Annotated in this window: 19 protein-coding genes and 1 pseudogene; 19 read left to right on the top strand and 1 reads right to left on the bottom strand. The window is 34.4% G+C overall.

Annotated elements, in window-relative coordinates; translation table 11 throughout:
- The first annotated feature begins 22 nt into the window (after window positions 1–22).
- From gyrB to ACWCL1_RS01595, 15 genes and pseudogenes are all read left to right on the top strand, one after another.
- Window positions 23–1981: a DNA topoisomerase (ATP-hydrolyzing) subunit B gene (gene gyrB / locus ACWCL1_RS01665; RefSeq protein WP_454545188.1), complete on the top strand. Its 1959-nt coding sequence runs from the start codon at window positions 23–25 to the stop codon at window positions 1979–1981.
- Window positions 1982–2020: 39 nt separating this feature from the next.
- Window positions 2021–4576: a DNA gyrase subunit A gene (gyrA, locus tag ACWCL1_RS01660; RefSeq protein WP_454545187.1), complete on the top strand. Its 2556-nt coding sequence runs from the start codon at window positions 2021–2023 to the stop codon at window positions 4574–4576.
- A gap of 215 nt (window positions 4577–4791) precedes the next feature.
- A complete protein-coding gene (gene rpsF, locus ACWCL1_RS01655; RefSeq protein ID WP_454545186.1) occupies window positions 4792–5082 on the top strand; it encodes a 30S ribosomal protein S6 in 291 nt (96 codons plus the stop codon).
- A 38-nt stretch (window positions 5083–5120) separates the two neighbouring features.
- Window positions 5121–5687 (top strand): single-stranded DNA-binding protein, encoded by a 567-nt coding sequence (gene ssb, locus ACWCL1_RS01650; protein ID WP_454545185.1) that lies wholly within the window; start codon window positions 5121–5123, stop codon window positions 5685–5687.
- 19 nt (window positions 5688–5706) lie between these two features.
- Window positions 5707–5943, top strand: a complete 237-nt coding sequence (gene rpsR, locus ACWCL1_RS01645; RefSeq protein ID WP_454545184.1) for a 30S ribosomal protein S18 — start codon at window positions 5707–5709, stop codon at window positions 5941–5943.
- 137 nt (window positions 5944–6080) lie between these two features.
- Window positions 6081–8102 carry a heavy metal translocating P-type ATPase gene (locus ACWCL1_RS01640; protein WP_454545246.1) on the top strand — a complete coding sequence of 674 codons (2022 nt, stop codon included), beginning with the start codon at window positions 6081–6083 and terminating at the stop codon, window positions 8100–8102.
- A gap of 548 nt (window positions 8103–8650) precedes the next feature.
- Window positions 8651–8971: a heavy metal-binding domain-containing protein gene (locus tag ACWCL1_RS01635; RefSeq protein ID WP_454545183.1), complete on the top strand. Its 321-nt coding sequence runs from the start codon at window positions 8651–8653 to the stop codon at window positions 8969–8971.
- Between the two features lie 4 nt (window positions 8972–8975).
- Complete coding sequence (locus ACWCL1_RS01630) at window positions 8976–9608, top strand: HD domain-containing protein (protein WP_454545182.1); 633 nt, start codon at window positions 8976–8978, stop codon at window positions 9606–9608.
- A gap of 167 nt (window positions 9609–9775) precedes the next feature.
- Complete coding sequence (locus tag ACWCL1_RS01625) at window positions 9776–9916, top strand: hypothetical protein (RefSeq protein WP_454545181.1); 141 nt, start codon at window positions 9776–9778, stop codon at window positions 9914–9916.
- A gap of 53 nt (window positions 9917–9969) precedes the next feature.
- Window positions 9970–10473, top strand: a pseudogene (locus ACWCL1_RS01620) (SDR family oxidoreductase); the annotation flags it as partial.
- A 7-nt stretch (window positions 10474–10480) separates the two neighbouring features.
- Window positions 10481–10678 carry a MerR family transcriptional regulator gene (locus ACWCL1_RS01615; RefSeq protein ID WP_454545180.1) on the top strand — a complete coding sequence of 66 codons (198 nt, stop codon included), beginning with the start codon at window positions 10481–10483 and terminating at the stop codon, window positions 10676–10678.
- 81 nt (window positions 10679–10759) lie between these two features.
- Window positions 10760–10873, top strand: coding sequence for a MerR family DNA-binding transcriptional regulator (locus tag ACWCL1_RS01610; RefSeq protein ID WP_454545179.1), 114 nt, complete (start codon window positions 10760–10762; stop codon window positions 10871–10873).
- Window positions 10874–10926: 53 nt separating this feature from the next.
- A complete protein-coding gene (locus tag ACWCL1_RS01605) occupies window positions 10927–11127 on the top strand; it encodes a hypothetical protein (RefSeq protein WP_454545178.1) in 201 nt (66 codons plus the stop codon).
- A 40-nt stretch (window positions 11128–11167) separates the two neighbouring features.
- Entirely contained in the window at window positions 11168–11431 is a 264-nt protein-coding gene (locus tag ACWCL1_RS01600) for a flavodoxin family protein (RefSeq protein ID WP_454545177.1), read from the top strand.
- Window positions 11413–11535, top strand: coding sequence for a hypothetical protein (locus ACWCL1_RS01595; protein ID WP_454545176.1), 123 nt, complete (start codon window positions 11413–11415; stop codon window positions 11533–11535). The genes ACWCL1_RS01600 and ACWCL1_RS01595 overlap by 19 nt, the downstream gene beginning before the upstream one ends.
- 213 nt (window positions 11536–11748) lie before the next feature.
- On the opposite strand, the gene ACWCL1_RS01590 is transcribed toward ACWCL1_RS01595, so the two are convergent.
- A complete protein-coding gene (locus tag ACWCL1_RS01590; RefSeq protein ID WP_454545175.1) occupies window positions 11749–12567 on the bottom strand; it encodes a response regulator transcription factor in 819 nt (272 codons plus the stop codon).
- Window positions 12568–12788: 221 nt separating this feature from the next.
- On the opposite strand from ACWCL1_RS01590, the gene ACWCL1_RS01585 reads away from it, so the two are divergent.
- The 4 genes from ACWCL1_RS01585 (at window position 12789) to pstA (ending at window position 16678) form a co-directional block, all read left to right on the top strand.
- On the top strand, window positions 12789–13658 hold the full coding sequence (locus ACWCL1_RS01585; protein ID WP_454545174.1) for a phosphate ABC transporter substrate-binding protein: 870 nt from the start codon (window positions 12789–12791) through the stop codon (window positions 13656–13658).
- A 356-nt stretch (window positions 13659–14014) separates the two neighbouring features.
- Window positions 14015–14878 (top strand): phosphate ABC transporter substrate-binding protein, encoded by an 864-nt coding sequence (locus tag ACWCL1_RS01580; protein ID WP_454545173.1) that lies wholly within the window; start codon window positions 14015–14017, stop codon window positions 14876–14878.
- Window positions 14879–14882: 4 nt separating this feature from the next.
- A complete protein-coding gene (gene pstC / locus ACWCL1_RS01575; protein ID WP_454545172.1) occupies window positions 14883–15788 on the top strand; it encodes a phosphate ABC transporter permease subunit PstC in 906 nt (301 codons plus the stop codon).
- Window positions 15785–16678 carry a phosphate ABC transporter permease PstA gene (gene pstA / locus ACWCL1_RS01570; protein ID WP_454545171.1) on the top strand — a complete coding sequence of 298 codons (894 nt, stop codon included), beginning with the start codon at window positions 15785–15787 and terminating at the stop codon, window positions 16676–16678. The genes pstC and pstA overlap by 4 nt, the downstream gene beginning before the upstream one ends.

Raw genomic sequence — 16678 nt, 5'->3', positions numbered from 1 at the left:
TTATAAGTTAGGAGTGAACGATATGGCAGATGAGAAGCAAGTGCAAGAAGCAAAAGAAGAAAAAGCTAAAGAATATGATGCCAGTCAAATCCAAGTCTTAGAAGGCTTAGAAGCAGTTCGTAAACGTCCTGGAATGTATATTGGATCAACTAGCGAACAAGGCTTGCATCACCTTGTATGGGAAATCATTGATAATGGAATTGATGAAGCTTTAGCGGGATTTGCAACGGAAATCAACGTAACTGTTGAAAAAGATAATAGTATCACTGTTAAAGATAATGGGCGGGGAATTCCAGTCGATATTCAAAAGAAAACTGGTCGTCCTGCTTTAGAAACAGTTTTCACTGTCTTACATGCCGGCGGGAAATTTGGCGGTGGTGGATACAAGGTTTCTGGTGGATTGCATGGTGTAGGTGCATCTGTAGTAAATGCGTTATCAACTTCATTAGATGTTCAAGTTACTCGTGAAGGTGATCCTAACATTTATGGAATGGATTTTAAACTTGGAAAAGTTAACACTACCATGCATGTGATTGGGCAAACTGATGTCCATGCTCATGGAACAACGGTGCACTTTGTTCCAGATCCAGATGTTTTTACTGAAACAACAATTTACAATATTAAAACCTTAACAACGCGGATTCGGGAATTAGCCTTTTTGAATAAAGGATTAAAAATTACAATTGACGATAAAAGACCTGAAGAACCTACTCATGAAGAGTTTCACTATGTTGGTGGAATTAAACATTATGTTGAGTACTTAAATAAGGGCAAGGAAGTTATTTTTAAAGATCCAATTTATGTTGAAGGAGTTCAAAAGGGAATTACAGTTGAAATTGCCTTGCAATATACTAATGATTTTCACTCCAATTTATTAACCTTCACTAATAACATTCACACATATGAAGGTGGAACTCATGAATCTGGGTTTAAAACTGCATTGACGCGGGTAATTAATGATTATGCGCGTAAAACTAATTTATTAAAAGAAAATGATCCTAATTTATCTGGTGAAGATGTGCGTGAAGGATTGACTGCTGTAATTTCAGTTAAACATCCTAACCCACAATTTGAAGGGCAAACTAAAACTAAGTTAGGAAATTCAGATGCACGTGCTGCAACTGATAAGATTTTCAGTGAAATCTTTAGTAAGTTTATGATGGAAAATCCAACTGTTGCTAAAGAAATTGTAAATAAAGGAATCTTAGCATCTAAGGCACGGGTTGCTGCTAAACGTGCACGCGAAGTTACGCGAAAGAAAAATGGATTAGAAATTTCGAATTTACCAGGAAAATTAGCAGATAACACAAGTAAAGATCCTGAGATTTCAGAATTATTTATCGTCGAAGGGGATTCTGCGGGTGGTTCAGCTAAGCAAGGACGTTCACGCTTAACCCAAGCAATTTTGCCAATTCGTGGAAAAATTTTAAATGTTGAAAAGGCAAGTTTAGACCGAATTTTAGCGAATGAAGAAATTCGCTCATTATTTACTGCACTTGGAACCGGCTTTGGCGAAGATTTTGATGTTGAAAAAGCAAACTATCATAAATTAATCATCATGACTGATGCGGATGTTGATGGTGCTCACATTCGAACATTGCTATTAACATTGTTCTATCGGTTTATGCGTCCAATGATTGAAAAAGGCTATGTTTATATTGCACAACCACCATTGTATCAAGTTCGCCAAGGTAAAATGATTCGATACATTGATTCAGATGAGGAATTGGATGAAATCTTATCACAATTACCAGCTTCACCTAAGCCAGTAATTCAACGGTATAAAGGACTTGGTGAAATGGATGCAGAACAATTGTGGGAAACTACAATGGATCCTGAAAGACGCCGGTTACTACGTGTTAAATTAGCAGATGCTCAAGAAGCAAACTCAGTATTTGAAATGTTAATGGGTAATCAAGTTGGTCCACGGCGCCAATTTATTGAAGAAAATGCAACCTTTGTTGACAATCTTGATGTTTAAAATTTTATTACCCAGGAAATGTAGAAGGAGGCAGCTACAGTGGTAGATTTACCAGATCGAATTAAAGACGTTGATCTTTCAAACGTCATGCAAACATCGTTCTTAGATTATGCAATGAGTGTTTTAGTAGCACGTGCTTTACCAGATGTTCGCGATGGTTTAAAACCTGTTCATCGACGGATTTTATATGGAATGAGTGAATTAGGGGTTACTCCAGATAAGCCATACAAGAAATCAGCCAGAATTGTTGGGGAAGTTATGGGTAAATTTCACCCACATGGTGACTCAGCAATTTACGAATCTATGGTGCGAATGGCACAAGATTTCAGCTATCGGTACATGCTTGTTGATGGACACGGTAACTTTGGGTCTGTCGATGGCGACGGTGCTGCTGCGATGCGTTATACTGAAGCACGGATGTCTAAGATCGCAACTGAAATGCTGCGTGATATTAATAAAGACACAATTGATTTTCAACCAAATTACGATGGAACTGAACGCGAACCTAAAGTTTTGCCTGCGCGTTTTCCAAATTTATTGGTAAATGGTGCAACTGGGATTGCGGTTGGGATGACTACAAACATTCCACCTCACAATTTATCAGAAGTAATTTCTGCAATCCATGTTTTAATGGATAATCCTGATGCAACTATTGCTGATTTGATGGAAGTAATTCCAGGACCAGACTTTCCAACTGGTGGAATTGTAATGGGAAAATCAGGAATTCGAAAAGCATATGAAACTGGTAAGGGAACCGTTACATTACGTGCTAAAGTTGAAATTGAAGAGCAAAAAAATGGACGGGAACAAATTATTGTCCATGAATTACCATACATGGTCAATAAAGCCCGCTTAATTGAACGGATTTCTGAACTTGCACGGGAAAAAGAAATTGATGGAATTACAGCTATTCATGATGAATCTGACCGTGATGGGATGCGGATTACAATTGATGTGCGGCGCGATGTCAGTGCATCAGTCGTATTAAATAACTTGTATAAGATGACCTTAATGCAAACTTCATTTGGGTTTAATATGTTAGCCATTGTTGATGGCACTCCTAAAATTTTAAGTTTAAAGCAAATTTTGCAATACTACTTAAAACACCAAGTTGAAGTTATTCGCAGAAGAACGGAATTTGATTTAAGAAAAGCTAAGGCACGAGCACACATTTTAGCAGGGTTACGAATTGCTTTAGACCATATTGATGCAATTATCAATATTATTCGTAAATCTGAAAGTGGAGACATTGCTAAAGATCGCTTGATGAACGAATTTGATTTAAGTGATAAGCAAGCACAAGCAATTTTAGATATGCGACTAGTTCGATTAACCGGTTTGGAACGAGACAAAGTTGAAGCCGATTATGATAAGACTATGAAGGCAATTGCTGATTATGAAGATATCTTAGCAAATGAAGCTCGTATTAATGAAATTATTTACCAAGAATTACTTGATATCCAAGATAAATATGGCGATGAACGCCGCACTGAATTAATGGTTGGCGAAGTCACAAGCATTGAAGATGAAGATTTAATTGAAGAAGAATCTGTCGCAATTACATTAACTCATAATGGTTATATTAAACGCTTGCCAACAAGTGATTTTAAAGCTCAAAGACGTGGTGGACGTGGTGTTCAAGGAATGGGCGTTCATGATGATGACTTCATTGAACAATTAATTACTACTTCAACGCATGATGAATTACTATTCTTTACTAATTTAGGAAAAGTATATAGCATGAAGGGCTACGAAATTCCTGAATATGGACGTTCAGCAAAGGGAATTCCAGTGATTAATTTGCTTAACATTGGTGAAGGAGAAAAAATTGCAACGGTTGTAAATATTCCGCATGATGAAAATGCAAATGCTGCTTACTTGTTCTTTACTACAAAACAAGGAACTGTTAAGCGGACTCCAGTTGAAGATTTTAGTAACATTCGTAAAAATGGATTAAAAGCAATTAATTTACATGATGACGATGAATTGATGAATGTATCATTAACTGATGGCAATCAAAATATTATTATTGGAACTCATTTAGGATATGCAGTTTCATTTAATGAAAGTACAGTGCGTTCGATGGGACGTTCTGCTGCCGGAGTTCGGGGAATTAGATTACGTGAAAATGATTATGTAATTGGTTCTGATATTTTGGATCAAGATAGTGATGTATTCGTAATTTCAGAAAATGGTTATGGTAAACGGACACCTGCAAGTGCATATCCAATTAAAGGACGTGGCGGAAAAGGAATTAAAACATCTAATATCACAGCCAAGAATGGTCCATTAGCGGGATTAACGATTGTGCATGGTGATGAAGATATCATGGTAATTACCAATAAAGGCGTTTTGATTCGCTTTAATGTTGCAGATGTTTCTGAAACTGGACGAGCAACTTTAGGTGTTCACCTAATTAACTTAGAAGATGATGCTAAAGTTTCAACAATTGCTAAGGTTGATCCTGAAAAAAATGACGAAAATAATGTTGCAGATGCAACTATAGAAACTAGTGCAGATCAAATATTGCTAAAAAATGATGTACAAGCACTTGCTGATCGTGAAATTGAACATAACGAAAAGCAAGAAGACTAAGCTAAGAATTCAAGAAGATTGTGGCATGAGTCGCAGTCTTTTTTTTTGCAATTTTTTCTAAAAAAAATCTTTTTTAGCGTATATAGATAGTAAGGGGAAAAATCAGGAATCTTATTGCAAAACAAAAATAGAGATGATATAATTCTAACTTGTAATACCTTGTTCTTTTACTATATTTAAAAGAACCAAAAGTCCATAAGGAGGTGCAAACAACTATGACACATTATGAAATCACATACATCATCAATCCTTCACTTGATGAAGCAGCTAAAAATGATTTAGTTGCTAAATTCGATGACGTTTTGAAGAATGGTGGTGCTGAAATTATTGATTCAAAAGACTGGTCAAAGCGTCGTTTTGCATATGAAATTAACGGTTACACAGAAGGTATGTACCACATTGTAAACGTTAATGCTGAAAATGCAGATGCAATTAACGAATTTGATCGTCTTTCAAAGATCAACGATGGTATTTTACGCCACATGATCGTAAAACGCGAAGACTAATAAAAGAATAAAATTAAAATATAAAGGAGGGCATGACCTTGATTAACAGAGTAGTTCTTGTAGGTCGCTTAACAAAAGATCCTGATTTACGTTATACCCAATCTGGAACGGCAGTTGCATCATTTACCCTTGCAGTTGATCGTTCATTTACAAACCAAAATGGGCAACGCGAAGCTGATTTTATCAACTGTGTGCTTTGGCGCAAAGCAGCTGAAAACTTTGCTAATTTTACCCATAAAGGTTCAATGGTTGCTGTTGAAGGACGGTTACAAACTCGTTCATATGAAAACCAACAAGGTGCACGGGTATACGTGACAGAAGTTGTAGTTGACAACTTCTCATTGTTGGAAACTAAAGCGCAATCTGAACAATACCGCCGTGAACATCCTCAAGGTCAAGATGGCTCTTCAATGAATAATCCATCATTTGACAATAACCCATATGGAAATCCAGCAGGTAGTCAGGGTGGTTCATTCTCAGGAAATGTGCAAACTGGTAATCTTGGTGGCAATGATCAAAATCAAGGTAATTCAACCAATGATAATGATCCTTTTGCCGATAATGGACAACAAATTGATATTTCAGATGATGACTTACCATTCTAGAAACTAGGGAGGGATAAGCATGGCACAACAACGTCGTGGCGGTCGTCGTCGCCGTAAGGTAGACTACATCGCAGCAAACCATATCGAATACATCGATTACAAAGATACAGAATTATTACGTCGTTTCATTTCAGAACGTGGTAAAATTTTACCTCGTCGTGTAACAGGTACAAGTGCTAAGAACCAACGTAAGCTTACAGTAGCTATCAAACGTGCTCGCATCATGGGCTTGTTACCATTTGTTGCTGAAGACTAATAAAAGTAATTTTAAGACTATGACTTTTGTCATAGTCTTTTTTTTATTTTAAAATTAAGAACATTTACGTTTACAAACGTAAACATAAAGTATATATTTAGGATTGAGGATAAGTTAGGAGGTTTTTGAAAATGGATATGGATCAACATGAAATGCATGATCACACCAAAATGGATCATGCGCATATGCACCATGATGATATGGACATGATGGAACATGGCGGTCACATGATGCATATGGGAAATATGAAAAAGAAGTTTTGGATATCCTTGATTTTAACAATTCCAATTATTGTGATGTCCCCTTTTATGGGAATGCACTTACCTTTTGAAATCACTTTTCCTGGTTCAAATTGGATTGTAGCGATTTTAGGAACAATTATCTTCTTTTATGGTGGCTCACCATTTTTCAGTGGAGCAAAGGTTGAACTTAAAGAGAAGAAACCAGCGATGATGACTTTAATTGCAATGGGAATTAGTGTTGCTTATGTATATAGTATTTATTCCGTAATTCAGCAACAATTTTTTGGAAAACATGTAATGGATTTCTTTTGGGAATTATCAAGTTTAGTTGACATTATGTTGTTAGGTCATTGGATTGAAATGAATGTCGAAATGAAGGCAAGTTCTTCTTTAGATTCATTAGTTAAACTCTTACCTAAGATGGCGCATCAAGTAATTAACGGTCAAGTTAAAGATGTTCCTTTGAAAGATGTTCATGAAGATGATGTTTTACAAGTATTAGCAGGAGAAAAAATGCCTGCAGATGGAATTGTGATTGAAGGAACTTCAACGGCAAATGAATCCATGGTTACTGGTGAATCACGGGCAGTTGAAAAACATCAAGGCGATAGTGTTGTAGGTGGATCAGTAAATGGGAATGGAACATTAACAATTAAAGTTACAGGAACTGGTCAAAATGGATATTTGGCTCAAGTAATGAGATTAATTAATGATGCAAAGAAGACAAAGTCAAAACAAGAAAATATGGCTGATAAAGTTGCGGGATCATTATTTTACGCAGCTGTAACAATTGCCTTAATTGCTTTTGTTGTTTGGTTTCACTATGAAGGTTTATCTTATGCTTTATCAGTTGCAGTTGCGACTTTAGTGGTAGCTTGTCCGCATTCTTTAGGATTAGCGATTCCTCTTGTTGTAGCAAGAAGTACTTCAATTGCTGCAAGACAAGGACTATTGATTCATAATCGAACCGCAATGGAACAAGTTAGGCATCTAAAATATGCGTTAATGGATAAAACAGGAACATTAACAGAAGGCGATTTTAAAGTTCACAAAATTGGAACTTTAACTGCTAATTTGAATGATGATCAAATTTTAAATTTAATGGCTGCTTTAGAAATTAGCTCAAGTCACCCACTTGCAGTTGGAATTGTTGATGAAGCCAAAAAATGCCATTTAAAAATTAATCCAGCACAAGATGTTTCTCAAATTACTGGAGTGGGCTTAACGGGGAAAATTGCTGAAGCTACTTATAGTTTAGTTTCAGCCAATGGATTGAAAAAAGCAGGAATTACAGTTCCAGTAATTGATAATTTACCAGTTGCAAGTACAATTAGTTATTTGATTAAAGATAAAGAAATTTTAGGATATGTTGCTCAAGGCGACACAATTAAAAAGGATTCAAAGAAATTTATTGCTAGATTAAAAGAACAAGGAATTATTCCAGTAATACTAACTGGAGACAACCAAAAAGCTGCTCAAGCAGTTGCAAATGAACTAGGAATTGATGAAGTCAAAGCGGAATTAATGCCTCAAGATAAAGAAAAAATTGTACGTGAATATCAAAAAAAAGGTAAAGTAATGATGATTGGTGATGGGATTAATGATGCACCAAGTTTAACGCGAGCTGATATTGGAATTGCAATTGGTTCAGGAACGGATGTGGCAATTAATTCAGCAGATGTAGTGTTAGTGAAAAGTAATCCAACTGATGTATTGAAATTTTTGAAACTAGCACGGAAAACGACTGTGAAAATGACTGAAAATCTTTGGTGGGGAGCAGGATATAATATCATTGTTCTACCATTAGCAGCTGGAATCCTTGCACCAATCGGCTTTATACTTAGTCCAATGGTTGGAGCTGCAGTGATGTCATGCTCAACAGTTATTGTTGCATTTAATGCAATGTTGCTCAAATAAATGCAAAAAACATCAACTTTAAACTTTTTTAATAAATAAAACGTTTTCAAATGAATGAAATTCACAAAAAATTCACATTTACAGTGTAAATTGTAAATATAGCCTGATAGAAAAGGCCGAAACATTTTCATTACTTTTTCTCCCCTGAAAAGTAGTTGATTACAAATCATGAAACTCAAGCTTCCCCTTTGAGATTTCATAAAATATACTCCTTTTTTCTCCGCAGTTTTTCTGCGGAGTTTTTTTGGTTTTTTAAAGAAAAATGCATTGGATTGTTCCGAATAGTTAGTAAAATTAGTTAAGAATTAAGATGAATGTTTTTACAAATGATTGTGCACGATCTGAATGGAATGTGTTTTAAAAAGAAAATAAAATTTATTTTTAATCAATTTTCATGCCAGTTTTCGTGAAAGCAAAGTTTATTTGTGAAAATGATCTTTGTTGAATTTGACGATTTTTGGCATAGTTTTTATTGACATTGGAATAGTTTTGTCGCTTGTAAAATGAATTATGGTATAATTAAAACAACCTAAAAGGAGGAGATAATTATGGATATTTTAGTTACTACTACAGAACAAATCGCAGGTCGTGAATATGAAATTATTGGAGAAGTATTTGGAGTAACGACTCAATCAAAAAATGTATTGCGTAACATGGGTGCAAGTTTGAAAAATATTGTTGGAGGAGAAATCAAGGCTTATACTGAAATGTTGCATGAATCACGACAAAAAGCAATTGAACGAATGAAACAAGAAGCCATTGATAAAGGCGCAGATGCTGTTGTGATGATGCGATTTGATTCTGGTTCAATTAGTGGTGATATGCAATCAGTGGTCGCATATGGTACCGCAGTAAAATTTAAGGATTAATAATATGGAAGATATTGTTAATTTTGCTTATCAGTGGATGCAAAGCGATCCAAGTGGTCATGACTTTTATCATGCTAAAAGAGTGGCAGCAACCGCAGTGAATTTATTTCAAAAGGACTATCCAAATGATGAGCATGGAATTAAGTTAGTTAAAATAATGGCATATTTACATGATACAATTGATGAAAAACTTACAGATAATTCAATCAGAAGATTAGCCGAGATTAAAAATTTAGATACGATTAAGAAACTTTCACTAAAAGATCAATCAAATATATTCAATACAATTCAAAAGATGTCATATTCGAAGAACTTGCATGAAAAGCAAATTTTATCAATTGAAGGTCAATATGTTCAAGATGCTGATCGATTAGATGCATTAGGTGCAATTGGAATTGCACGTGCATTTGCATATGGTGGTGTCCATCATCAATTGATATATGATGAAACTAAGCCACAAAAACAGTTTAAATCAGCAACTCAATACCATAATCATCAAGGTACTACGATTAATCATTTCTATGAGAAATTACTAAAACTAGAGAATTTAATGAACAGTCCAAGTGCGAAAAAATTAGCACATGAGCGTACGGATTTTATGAGAAAGTTTTTAATAGAATTTGATAAAGAAAAATGAATAGTTTCATGTGGAACTTAATTCCTTTAAGTTGATGTTTTTTAAATCAACTTAAAGGAATTTTTTCTTGTCTTTGAGTACACTCAAAGACCTACACTTGAAATATTGACAGGAAGGATGATAAACATGAGTGAAAAAGTAATCGTAATACAGGTGCATCTAGTGGGATGGGAAAGGCCACAGCATTGAAAATGGCACAAAAAGGATATAAAGTGGTTTTGGAAGCACGGCGTGAAAATAAGCTCCAAGAAATTAAAACTGAAATTGAAAAAAATGACGGTACGGCAATTTATGAAGTGACGATGTAACAAGTGCAACTGCGGTTCAAAAGTTAGCAGATAAGGCGAATGAAGCATTTGGCAGAATTGACGTATGGTTAAATAGTGCAGGAATTATGCCACAATCTCCTTTAGCAGAAAAGCGAATTGAAGATTGGGATAATATGATTGATATTAATTTAAAAGGAGCGCTTTATGGAATTTCTACAGCACTAACTTACATGATTCCACAAAAATTCGGTCATATTATTAATATTTCCTCAATTGCAGCACATCATGTTGGAGTAGGCTCATCTGTTTATTCAGCTACTAAAGCAGGAGTAAATTCAATTAGCGAAGGTTTGCGTCAAGAAATGACCCAAATGAAAACGAATGTCTGTGTAACGGTAGTTTCTCCAGGATCAATTAAAACTAACCTTTTAAGTTCAATTACTAGCAAAGATGCTAAGGGATTTATTACTGATTTTTATAATCAATATGCAATTCCAGTTGAACGAATTGCTCAAGTAATTGCAGATGCAATTGATATGCCTGCAGATATAGCATTAAATGAAATTATTGTGCGAACAACTGCACAAGAAATGTAGGTGAATTATGAAAACTTATAAAGTTAGTGAAGTCAGTAAAATTATGGGAATTAGCTCTCATACATTAAGATATTGGGATCGAATTGGATTATTAAATTTTGTTGGGCGCGATGAACATGGGAATCGTGCATTTAAAAGAACTGATTTTTTAGCATTAAGAACCATTACCTGTATGAAGTCTACAGGGATGCACCTGAACGCTTAAAAATTATGGAGGATCAACAAGCAGAAATTGAAAAGCAAATTGAAGATTTAAAAGGTGAATTAATTACAACTAAACAAAAAGTTGACTACTGTAAGTAAAAAATTTAATTTATCACCGGATACATTGCGATATTATGAACGTGAAGGGTTAATTCCGCCCGTTCATCGTAATAGTAGTATAATAACTATGATTTAAACTGGATTTACTTTGTAAAAAATATGTGAAATGCAGGTGTTTCAGTTGAATCAATGATTGAATATACTAAGTTATTTTTACAAAGACGCGAAGAAGCGGCAGTTGCACGAAAAGATATTTTACGTGAACAACGCTCAGAAATTGAAGAAAAAATTTTTGATTTACAACAAACCTTAGACTATTTAAATTATAAAATCGACAATTTTGATAGTCATATGCGTAATTTTGAAAATAAACTTGACCCATATATTTAAGACCAGCTGGATAATAATGATGATAAAGAGATAAAGTAGGATGACAAAAATTCTTTTTATTAATGCAAGTGAATATTCAAATGGCAATACTAGTCAACTTGGACACCAAATTTTAACGGGAATTGATTATAAAATTTATCAGTTAGGACAGCATTTTGCAGATGATCAATTTAAAGAATTTATTGCTAAAATGCAAGCAGCCGATGTGTGGCTAATTGGTACTCATAATATGAGTGAACACTTGAAAACGTGGTTTGATCGAATGTCTGAATATCCTCAAAGTATGTGGTATGGAAAAAAGTAGGACTAGCAGTTCAAGGAATGGAACCTTCAAAACTCATGGAACGTTTTTGTGATCTGAATCAAATGGAATTTTTAGGTAAAATCACAACGCCAGCAGAAGTTTAAAAATTGAATGTAGTTTTCAAAAAACTATAAAAATATAAACTAAGAGGCTGTGACGTAAGTCCAGTCTCTATTTTTATATCCATATAATCGTGCTCCAAAACAAACGGACATGCCTGTAAGTTCTAAAGCCTCCGAATCTTCACTGCGTGATTCGTTCGGATTTTTCCTTACAGCATACCCGTTTCTAGTGTTTTGTCACAACTTCTTTTTTTGTTAATTTTTATTGTCTTTTTTAATGCGGATTGGTTTGCCTTCAAAAGAATAGCCGAATCCACGAATGGTTTTAATGTATTTAGGATGTTGAGGATCAGGTTCAATTTTATCGCGTAAATGACTAATGTGAATATCAACAATTCGCGATGTTCCTAAGTCGTTATAGTCCCAAACTCCTTCTAAAAGTTGTTCTCGGGATAAAACTTGTCCTTTATTTTTCACTAAGAAATAAAGAAGTTTAAATTCTTTAGGAGTTAATCCTAAATCTTCGCCATTTTTTAAAACGCGGTAATGGTCAATGTCTAAAAGTAAATCATCAAGTTTAATGTGATGATGCTTAGGATGATGACTCTTTTGCTGGTGAATTTCATCGTCAGTATAATCATCTAAGATGCTATCATCAATATCAAGTTCTTGTTCAAAAAGTTCAGGAACTTTCTTTTCAGTTTGAATTGCCCGGCTCCACATAGCTTGTTGAAGGCGGACAATCACTTCTTCGTATTCATATGGTTCAACTAAGTATTCATCAACATGCAAAGAAAAGAGTTGCATTTCATAATCGAAGTCTTTTTGTGAGGTGAGGGTAAGAATTGGCTTATTAAAGGTTTCACGAATTTTTTTAATGAATGGCAGTGTTTCTGTTTTATCAGTAGCGTCTAAATCCCAAATAATTCCAGCAACATGTTTATGTTGAATGAAATCCATAACATCATTAATTTCAGTCGTATTGTAAACCATCCAGCCATGATCATTGCAATAGGTGTTAAGCTTCATAAACAACGGAAGTTTTTGTGTAATTAATATTAACCGATCTTCCATGATGTACCTCCAACAAAGACTTTTCCTTCCTTATTATTCCATATTATAAACGCAATTGGCAATTATTTTTGAAAATATACAAAATAATCACAAACTCAATCATTAATTTACAAAGTAAAAAAAATTTTTACGGACATTTTACGTGACATTTATTCGAATTTTACATCAGCTTATTAGGATTTAAAGTGTAATCAAAAAAGAATAAAGGAGAGATTACCACGATGAAAAATTTGAAAAGGAAATTACCACTTACAATTGTCATGGTAGGGTTACTGACTTTAATTTTAGGAGGATGCAATTCTCAAAAAAAATCAGAGAAAATTACAATTGTAGGATCAACTGCTTTACAACCTTTAGTTGAAAAGGCAGCTGATAAATATACAAGTGAAAGTGGCGATAGTATCACTGTTCAAGGTGGTGGTTCAGGAACAGGACTAAGTCAAGTTCAAGAAGGATCAGTTCAAATTGGTGATTCAGATATCTTTGCAAGTCAACAAAGTGGAATTGATGCAAGTAAGTTAGTTGATCATAAGGTAGCAGTTGTCGGAATTGCTCCAATTGTAAATCAAGATGTCTCAGTTGAAAATATTACAATGGATCAATTACGTGATATTTTTACTGGAAAAATTACTAATTGGAAGCAATTAGGAGGTAAAGATCAAAAAATTGTTGTAGTTAATCGGGCTAAGGGGAGTGGAACCCGGACAACTTTTGAAGATACGGTGCTAAATGGACAAAAAGCAGTTAGTGCCCAAGAACAAGATTCTAATGGAACTGTTCAAAAAGTAGTTAAGAAGACACCAGGTGCAATTAGTTACATTGCCTTTTCATATTTAGATGGTGATGGAATTCACTCACTTTCAATTGATGGGATAAAACCAACGGATAAAAATGTTCAAATAAATGCATGGAAGATTTGGTCATATGAACATATGTATACAAAAGGAAAACCCACTGGCGTTACTAAAGATTTCTTAAAATACATGATGAGTAAAGAAGTGCAACAAAAATTAGTAAAACAAATGAAGTACATTAGTATTCATGATATGAAAGTTCAAAAAGATGAAAATGGGCAAGTAACTGATAAATAAAGTATGAATACTAAAAAGTGAGACTATGACGTAAGTTACAGTCTCTTTTATGCTGCTTATGCCACGTTTATTTTAAATACTTTTGTCACACTTTCTTAATCGGGTTCAAAAAGCAACAAGCTAAGCATAAGCACGAAATGCTTTGGATGTTTTACATACATATGCATTTCTAACTTATGCCACACTTGTTTAAATGATTTTGTCACACCTTCTTAAATTTACCGAAAAAATAATAACTTTACACAAAATTTACATTAATAATGTCTTTTTACATACCCTTTACAAATTATCAATCTAAGTTTTACATCAATTCAGTAAGCTACAAGTGAGAGGTAAATATTAAGGAGATATTATTAATGAAAAAAAGAATACTTGCAGTAATTGCGACGTTAGGGATTGCGACATTTTTTTTAAGTGGATGTGGCAATCAAAATAAAAGTGATAAAATCACGATCGTAGGTTCAACTGCTTTACAACCTTTAGTTGAAAAGGCGGCAAGTGAGTATGATCAAGAACATGGCGGGAATATCACTGTTCAAGGTGGTGGTTCTGGAACTGGATTAAGCCAAGTTCAAGCAGGCGCTGTTCAAATTGGTAATTCTGATGTTTTTGCAAGTCAACAAAGCGGAATTAAAGCAAATGAATTAGTTGATCATAAGGTTGCAGTTGCTGGGATTGCACCAATTGTAAACGATGGTGTTTCAGTTAAAAACATTACAATGAAACAATTACAAGATATTTTTGCAGGAAAGATCACTAACTGGAAACAATTAGGCGGTAAAAATCAAAAAATTGTGGTAATTAACCGTGCTAAAGGAAGTGGAACGCGTGTTACATTTGAAAGTGATGTAATGAAAGGCAAAAAAATGATGAACGCTCAAGAACAAGAGTCAAACGGAACGGTTCAAAAGATTGTTTCTAATACTCCAGGGGCAATTAGTTACCTTTCATTCTCATACTTGAGAAGTCAAGGAATTCACCCACTTTCAATTGATGGGATAAAGCCAACCGATAAAAATGTCCAAACTAATAAGTGGAAAATTTGGTCATATGAACACATGTATACAAAAGGAAAGCCAACCGGCGAAACTAAAAAATTCATTGAATACATGATGTCAGATAAAGTTCAAAATAGTTTAGTATCTGATTTGAAATATATTAGTGTAAATAACATGCAAGTTGAAAAATCACCAGATGGCAAAATAACACCAAGGAAGTGAAATCATGGACGAAATCAAAAATAAGCTACTATCAAAATCAAAGCAAACAAAAGAAGATGCATGGGGTAAAATCCTTTGCTACACTTGTTTAGGATTTATCATCATTTTAATTGCATCAATTCTTTACTTTATCACAAGTAAAGGGATTGCAACATTTACTCAAGATCATTTAAGTATTAAACAATTTATTACTGGAAAACAATGGGATCCAGGACATAAATTAATTGGTGCCTTACCAATGATTTCAACTTCATTTATCGTAACGATTTTAGCTGCAATTTTAGCTACTCCATTTGCAATTGGCGTTGCGATTTTCATGACAGAATATGCTCCTAAAAAAGGAACTCGAGCATTGCGTGCTGTGATCGAACTTTTAGTAGGGATTCCTTCAGTTGTTTATGGATACATTGGTTTAATGGTTGTAGTTCCATTAGTACGTAAGTTAATTGGTGGAACTGGATTTGGAATTTTAGCAGGAACATTAGTATTGTTTGTAATGATTTTACCAACCGTAATTTCATTAACAGCCGATAGTTTGAAATCAATTCCCGTAAGTTATCGCCAAGCAGCTTTAGCCTTAGGAGCAACAAAATGGCAATCAATTTATAAAATTGTTTTACGTGCTGCAATGCCAGGAATTTTAACGGCGATTATTTTTGGGATGACGCGTGCTTTTGGTGAAGCTTTAGCAGTTCAAATGGTTATTGGGAATGCCGTCTTAATGCCAACTGGTTTAGGTACTCCAACTGCTACTTTGACGAGTCAATTAACTAGCCAAATGGGAAATACCGTTTTAGGAACAGTATCTAACAATGCTTTATGGTCACTAGCATTAGTATTACTTTTAATGTCATTAGCATTTAACTTGTTAATTCGATTGATTACACGGAAAGGAGCAATTAAACGATGAACCCAAAAACAAGTAATAAAATTGCTAAGAAAGTCATTTATGGCGTTGTTGGCTTATTGATTTTACTTTTAATCTTTTTAATTGGTTATATTCTTGTAACTGGATTGCCAAATATGTCGTGGCACTTCTTAACAAGTGTAAGTGAATCGTTTGAAGCAGGTGGAGGAATTCGTGATCAAATTTTTAACTCCGTTTATATTTTGATCTTAACAACTTTAATTTCCTTCCCAATTGCTCTTGGTGTAGGAATTTACTTAGCTGAATATGCTAAGGACAACTGGTTTACAAACTTTTTGCGCACGGTCATTGAGTTATTAAGTTCATTGCCTTCAATTGTAGTTGGTTTGTTTGGTTATTTGATTTTTGTTATTAAGTTTCAAATCGGATTTTCAATTATTTCCGGTGCAATTACATTAACATTCTTCAATTTACCACTTTTAACTCGAAGTATTGAAGATGCATTTCGTTCAGTTCCTCGTGATCAACGCGAAGCGGGTGTATCTTTAGGGATTTCGAAATGGAAGACGATTATGGGCATTGTCTTTCCATGTGCATTACCAGAAATTTTAACAGGGGTAATTTTAAGTGCTGGGCGAATTTTTGGTGAGGCTGCTGCTTTAATTTACACAGCAGGACAAAGTAATTCAGTAATTAATTATGCTAACTGGAATCCATTTTCAGAAACTAGCCCATTAAACATTTTCCGCCCTGCAGAAACATTAGCAGTGCATATTTGGAAAGTTAATACTGAATCAATTTTGCCTGATGCACAACAAGTATCAAGTGGATCAGCAGCTGTATTGATTATTGTAATTTTAATTTTCAATTTCGGTGCACGTTGGTTAGGTAATTTTGTTTATCGTAAGCTTACTGCAACAGATAAGGATTGA

It is taken from the genome of Ligilactobacillus sp. LYQ135 (genome assembly GCF_053711055.1).
Note: the sequence above shows the minus strand (reverse complement) of the source record. Positions and strands in the feature narration are given on the sequence as shown.

Coding starts and splice junctions, on each gene's coding strand:
- gyrB (WP_454545188.1), top strand. CDS start 23: ATGGCAGATGAGAAGCAAGTGCAAGAAGCAAAAGAAGAAAAAGCTAAA.
- rpsF (WP_454545186.1), top strand. CDS start 4,792: ATGACACATTATGAAATCACATACATCATCAATCCTTCACTTGATGAA.
- rpsR (WP_454545184.1), top strand. CDS start 5,707: ATGGCACAACAACGTCGTGGCGGTCGTCGTCGCCGTAAGGTAGACTAC.
- ACWCL1_RS01640 (WP_454545246.1), top strand. CDS start 6,081: ATGGATCAACATGAAATGCATGATCACACCAAAATGGATCATGCGCAT.
- ACWCL1_RS01635 (WP_454545183.1), top strand. CDS start 8,651: ATGGATATTTTAGTTACTACTACAGAACAAATCGCAGGTCGTGAATAT.
- ACWCL1_RS01630 (WP_454545182.1), top strand. CDS start 8,976: ATGGAAGATATTGTTAATTTTGCTTATCAGTGGATGCAAAGCGATCCA.
- ACWCL1_RS01625 (WP_454545181.1), top strand. CDS start 9,776: ATGGGAAAGGCCACAGCATTGAAAATGGCACAAAAAGGATATAAAGTG.
- ACWCL1_RS01615 (WP_454545180.1), top strand. CDS start 10,481: ATGAAAACTTATAAAGTTAGTGAAGTCAGTAAAATTATGGGAATTAGC.
- ACWCL1_RS01605 (WP_454545178.1), top strand. CDS start 10,927: ATGATTGAATATACTAAGTTATTTTTACAAAGACGCGAAGAAGCGGCA.
- ACWCL1_RS01600 (WP_454545177.1), top strand. CDS start 11,168: ATGACAAAAATTCTTTTTATTAATGCAAGTGAATATTCAAATGGCAAT.
- ACWCL1_RS01590 (WP_454545175.1), bottom strand. CDS start 12,567: ATGGAAGATCGGTTAATATTAATTACACAAAAACTTCCGTTGTTTATG.
- ACWCL1_RS01585 (WP_454545174.1), top strand. CDS start 12,789: ATGAAAAATTTGAAAAGGAAATTACCACTTACAATTGTCATGGTAGGG.
- ACWCL1_RS01580 (WP_454545173.1), top strand. CDS start 14,015: ATGAAAAAAAGAATACTTGCAGTAATTGCGACGTTAGGGATTGCGACA.
- pstC (WP_454545172.1), top strand. CDS start 14,883: ATGGACGAAATCAAAAATAAGCTACTATCAAAATCAAAGCAAACAAAA.
- pstA (WP_454545171.1), top strand. CDS start 15,785: ATGAACCCAAAAACAAGTAATAAAATTGCTAAGAAAGTCATTTATGGC.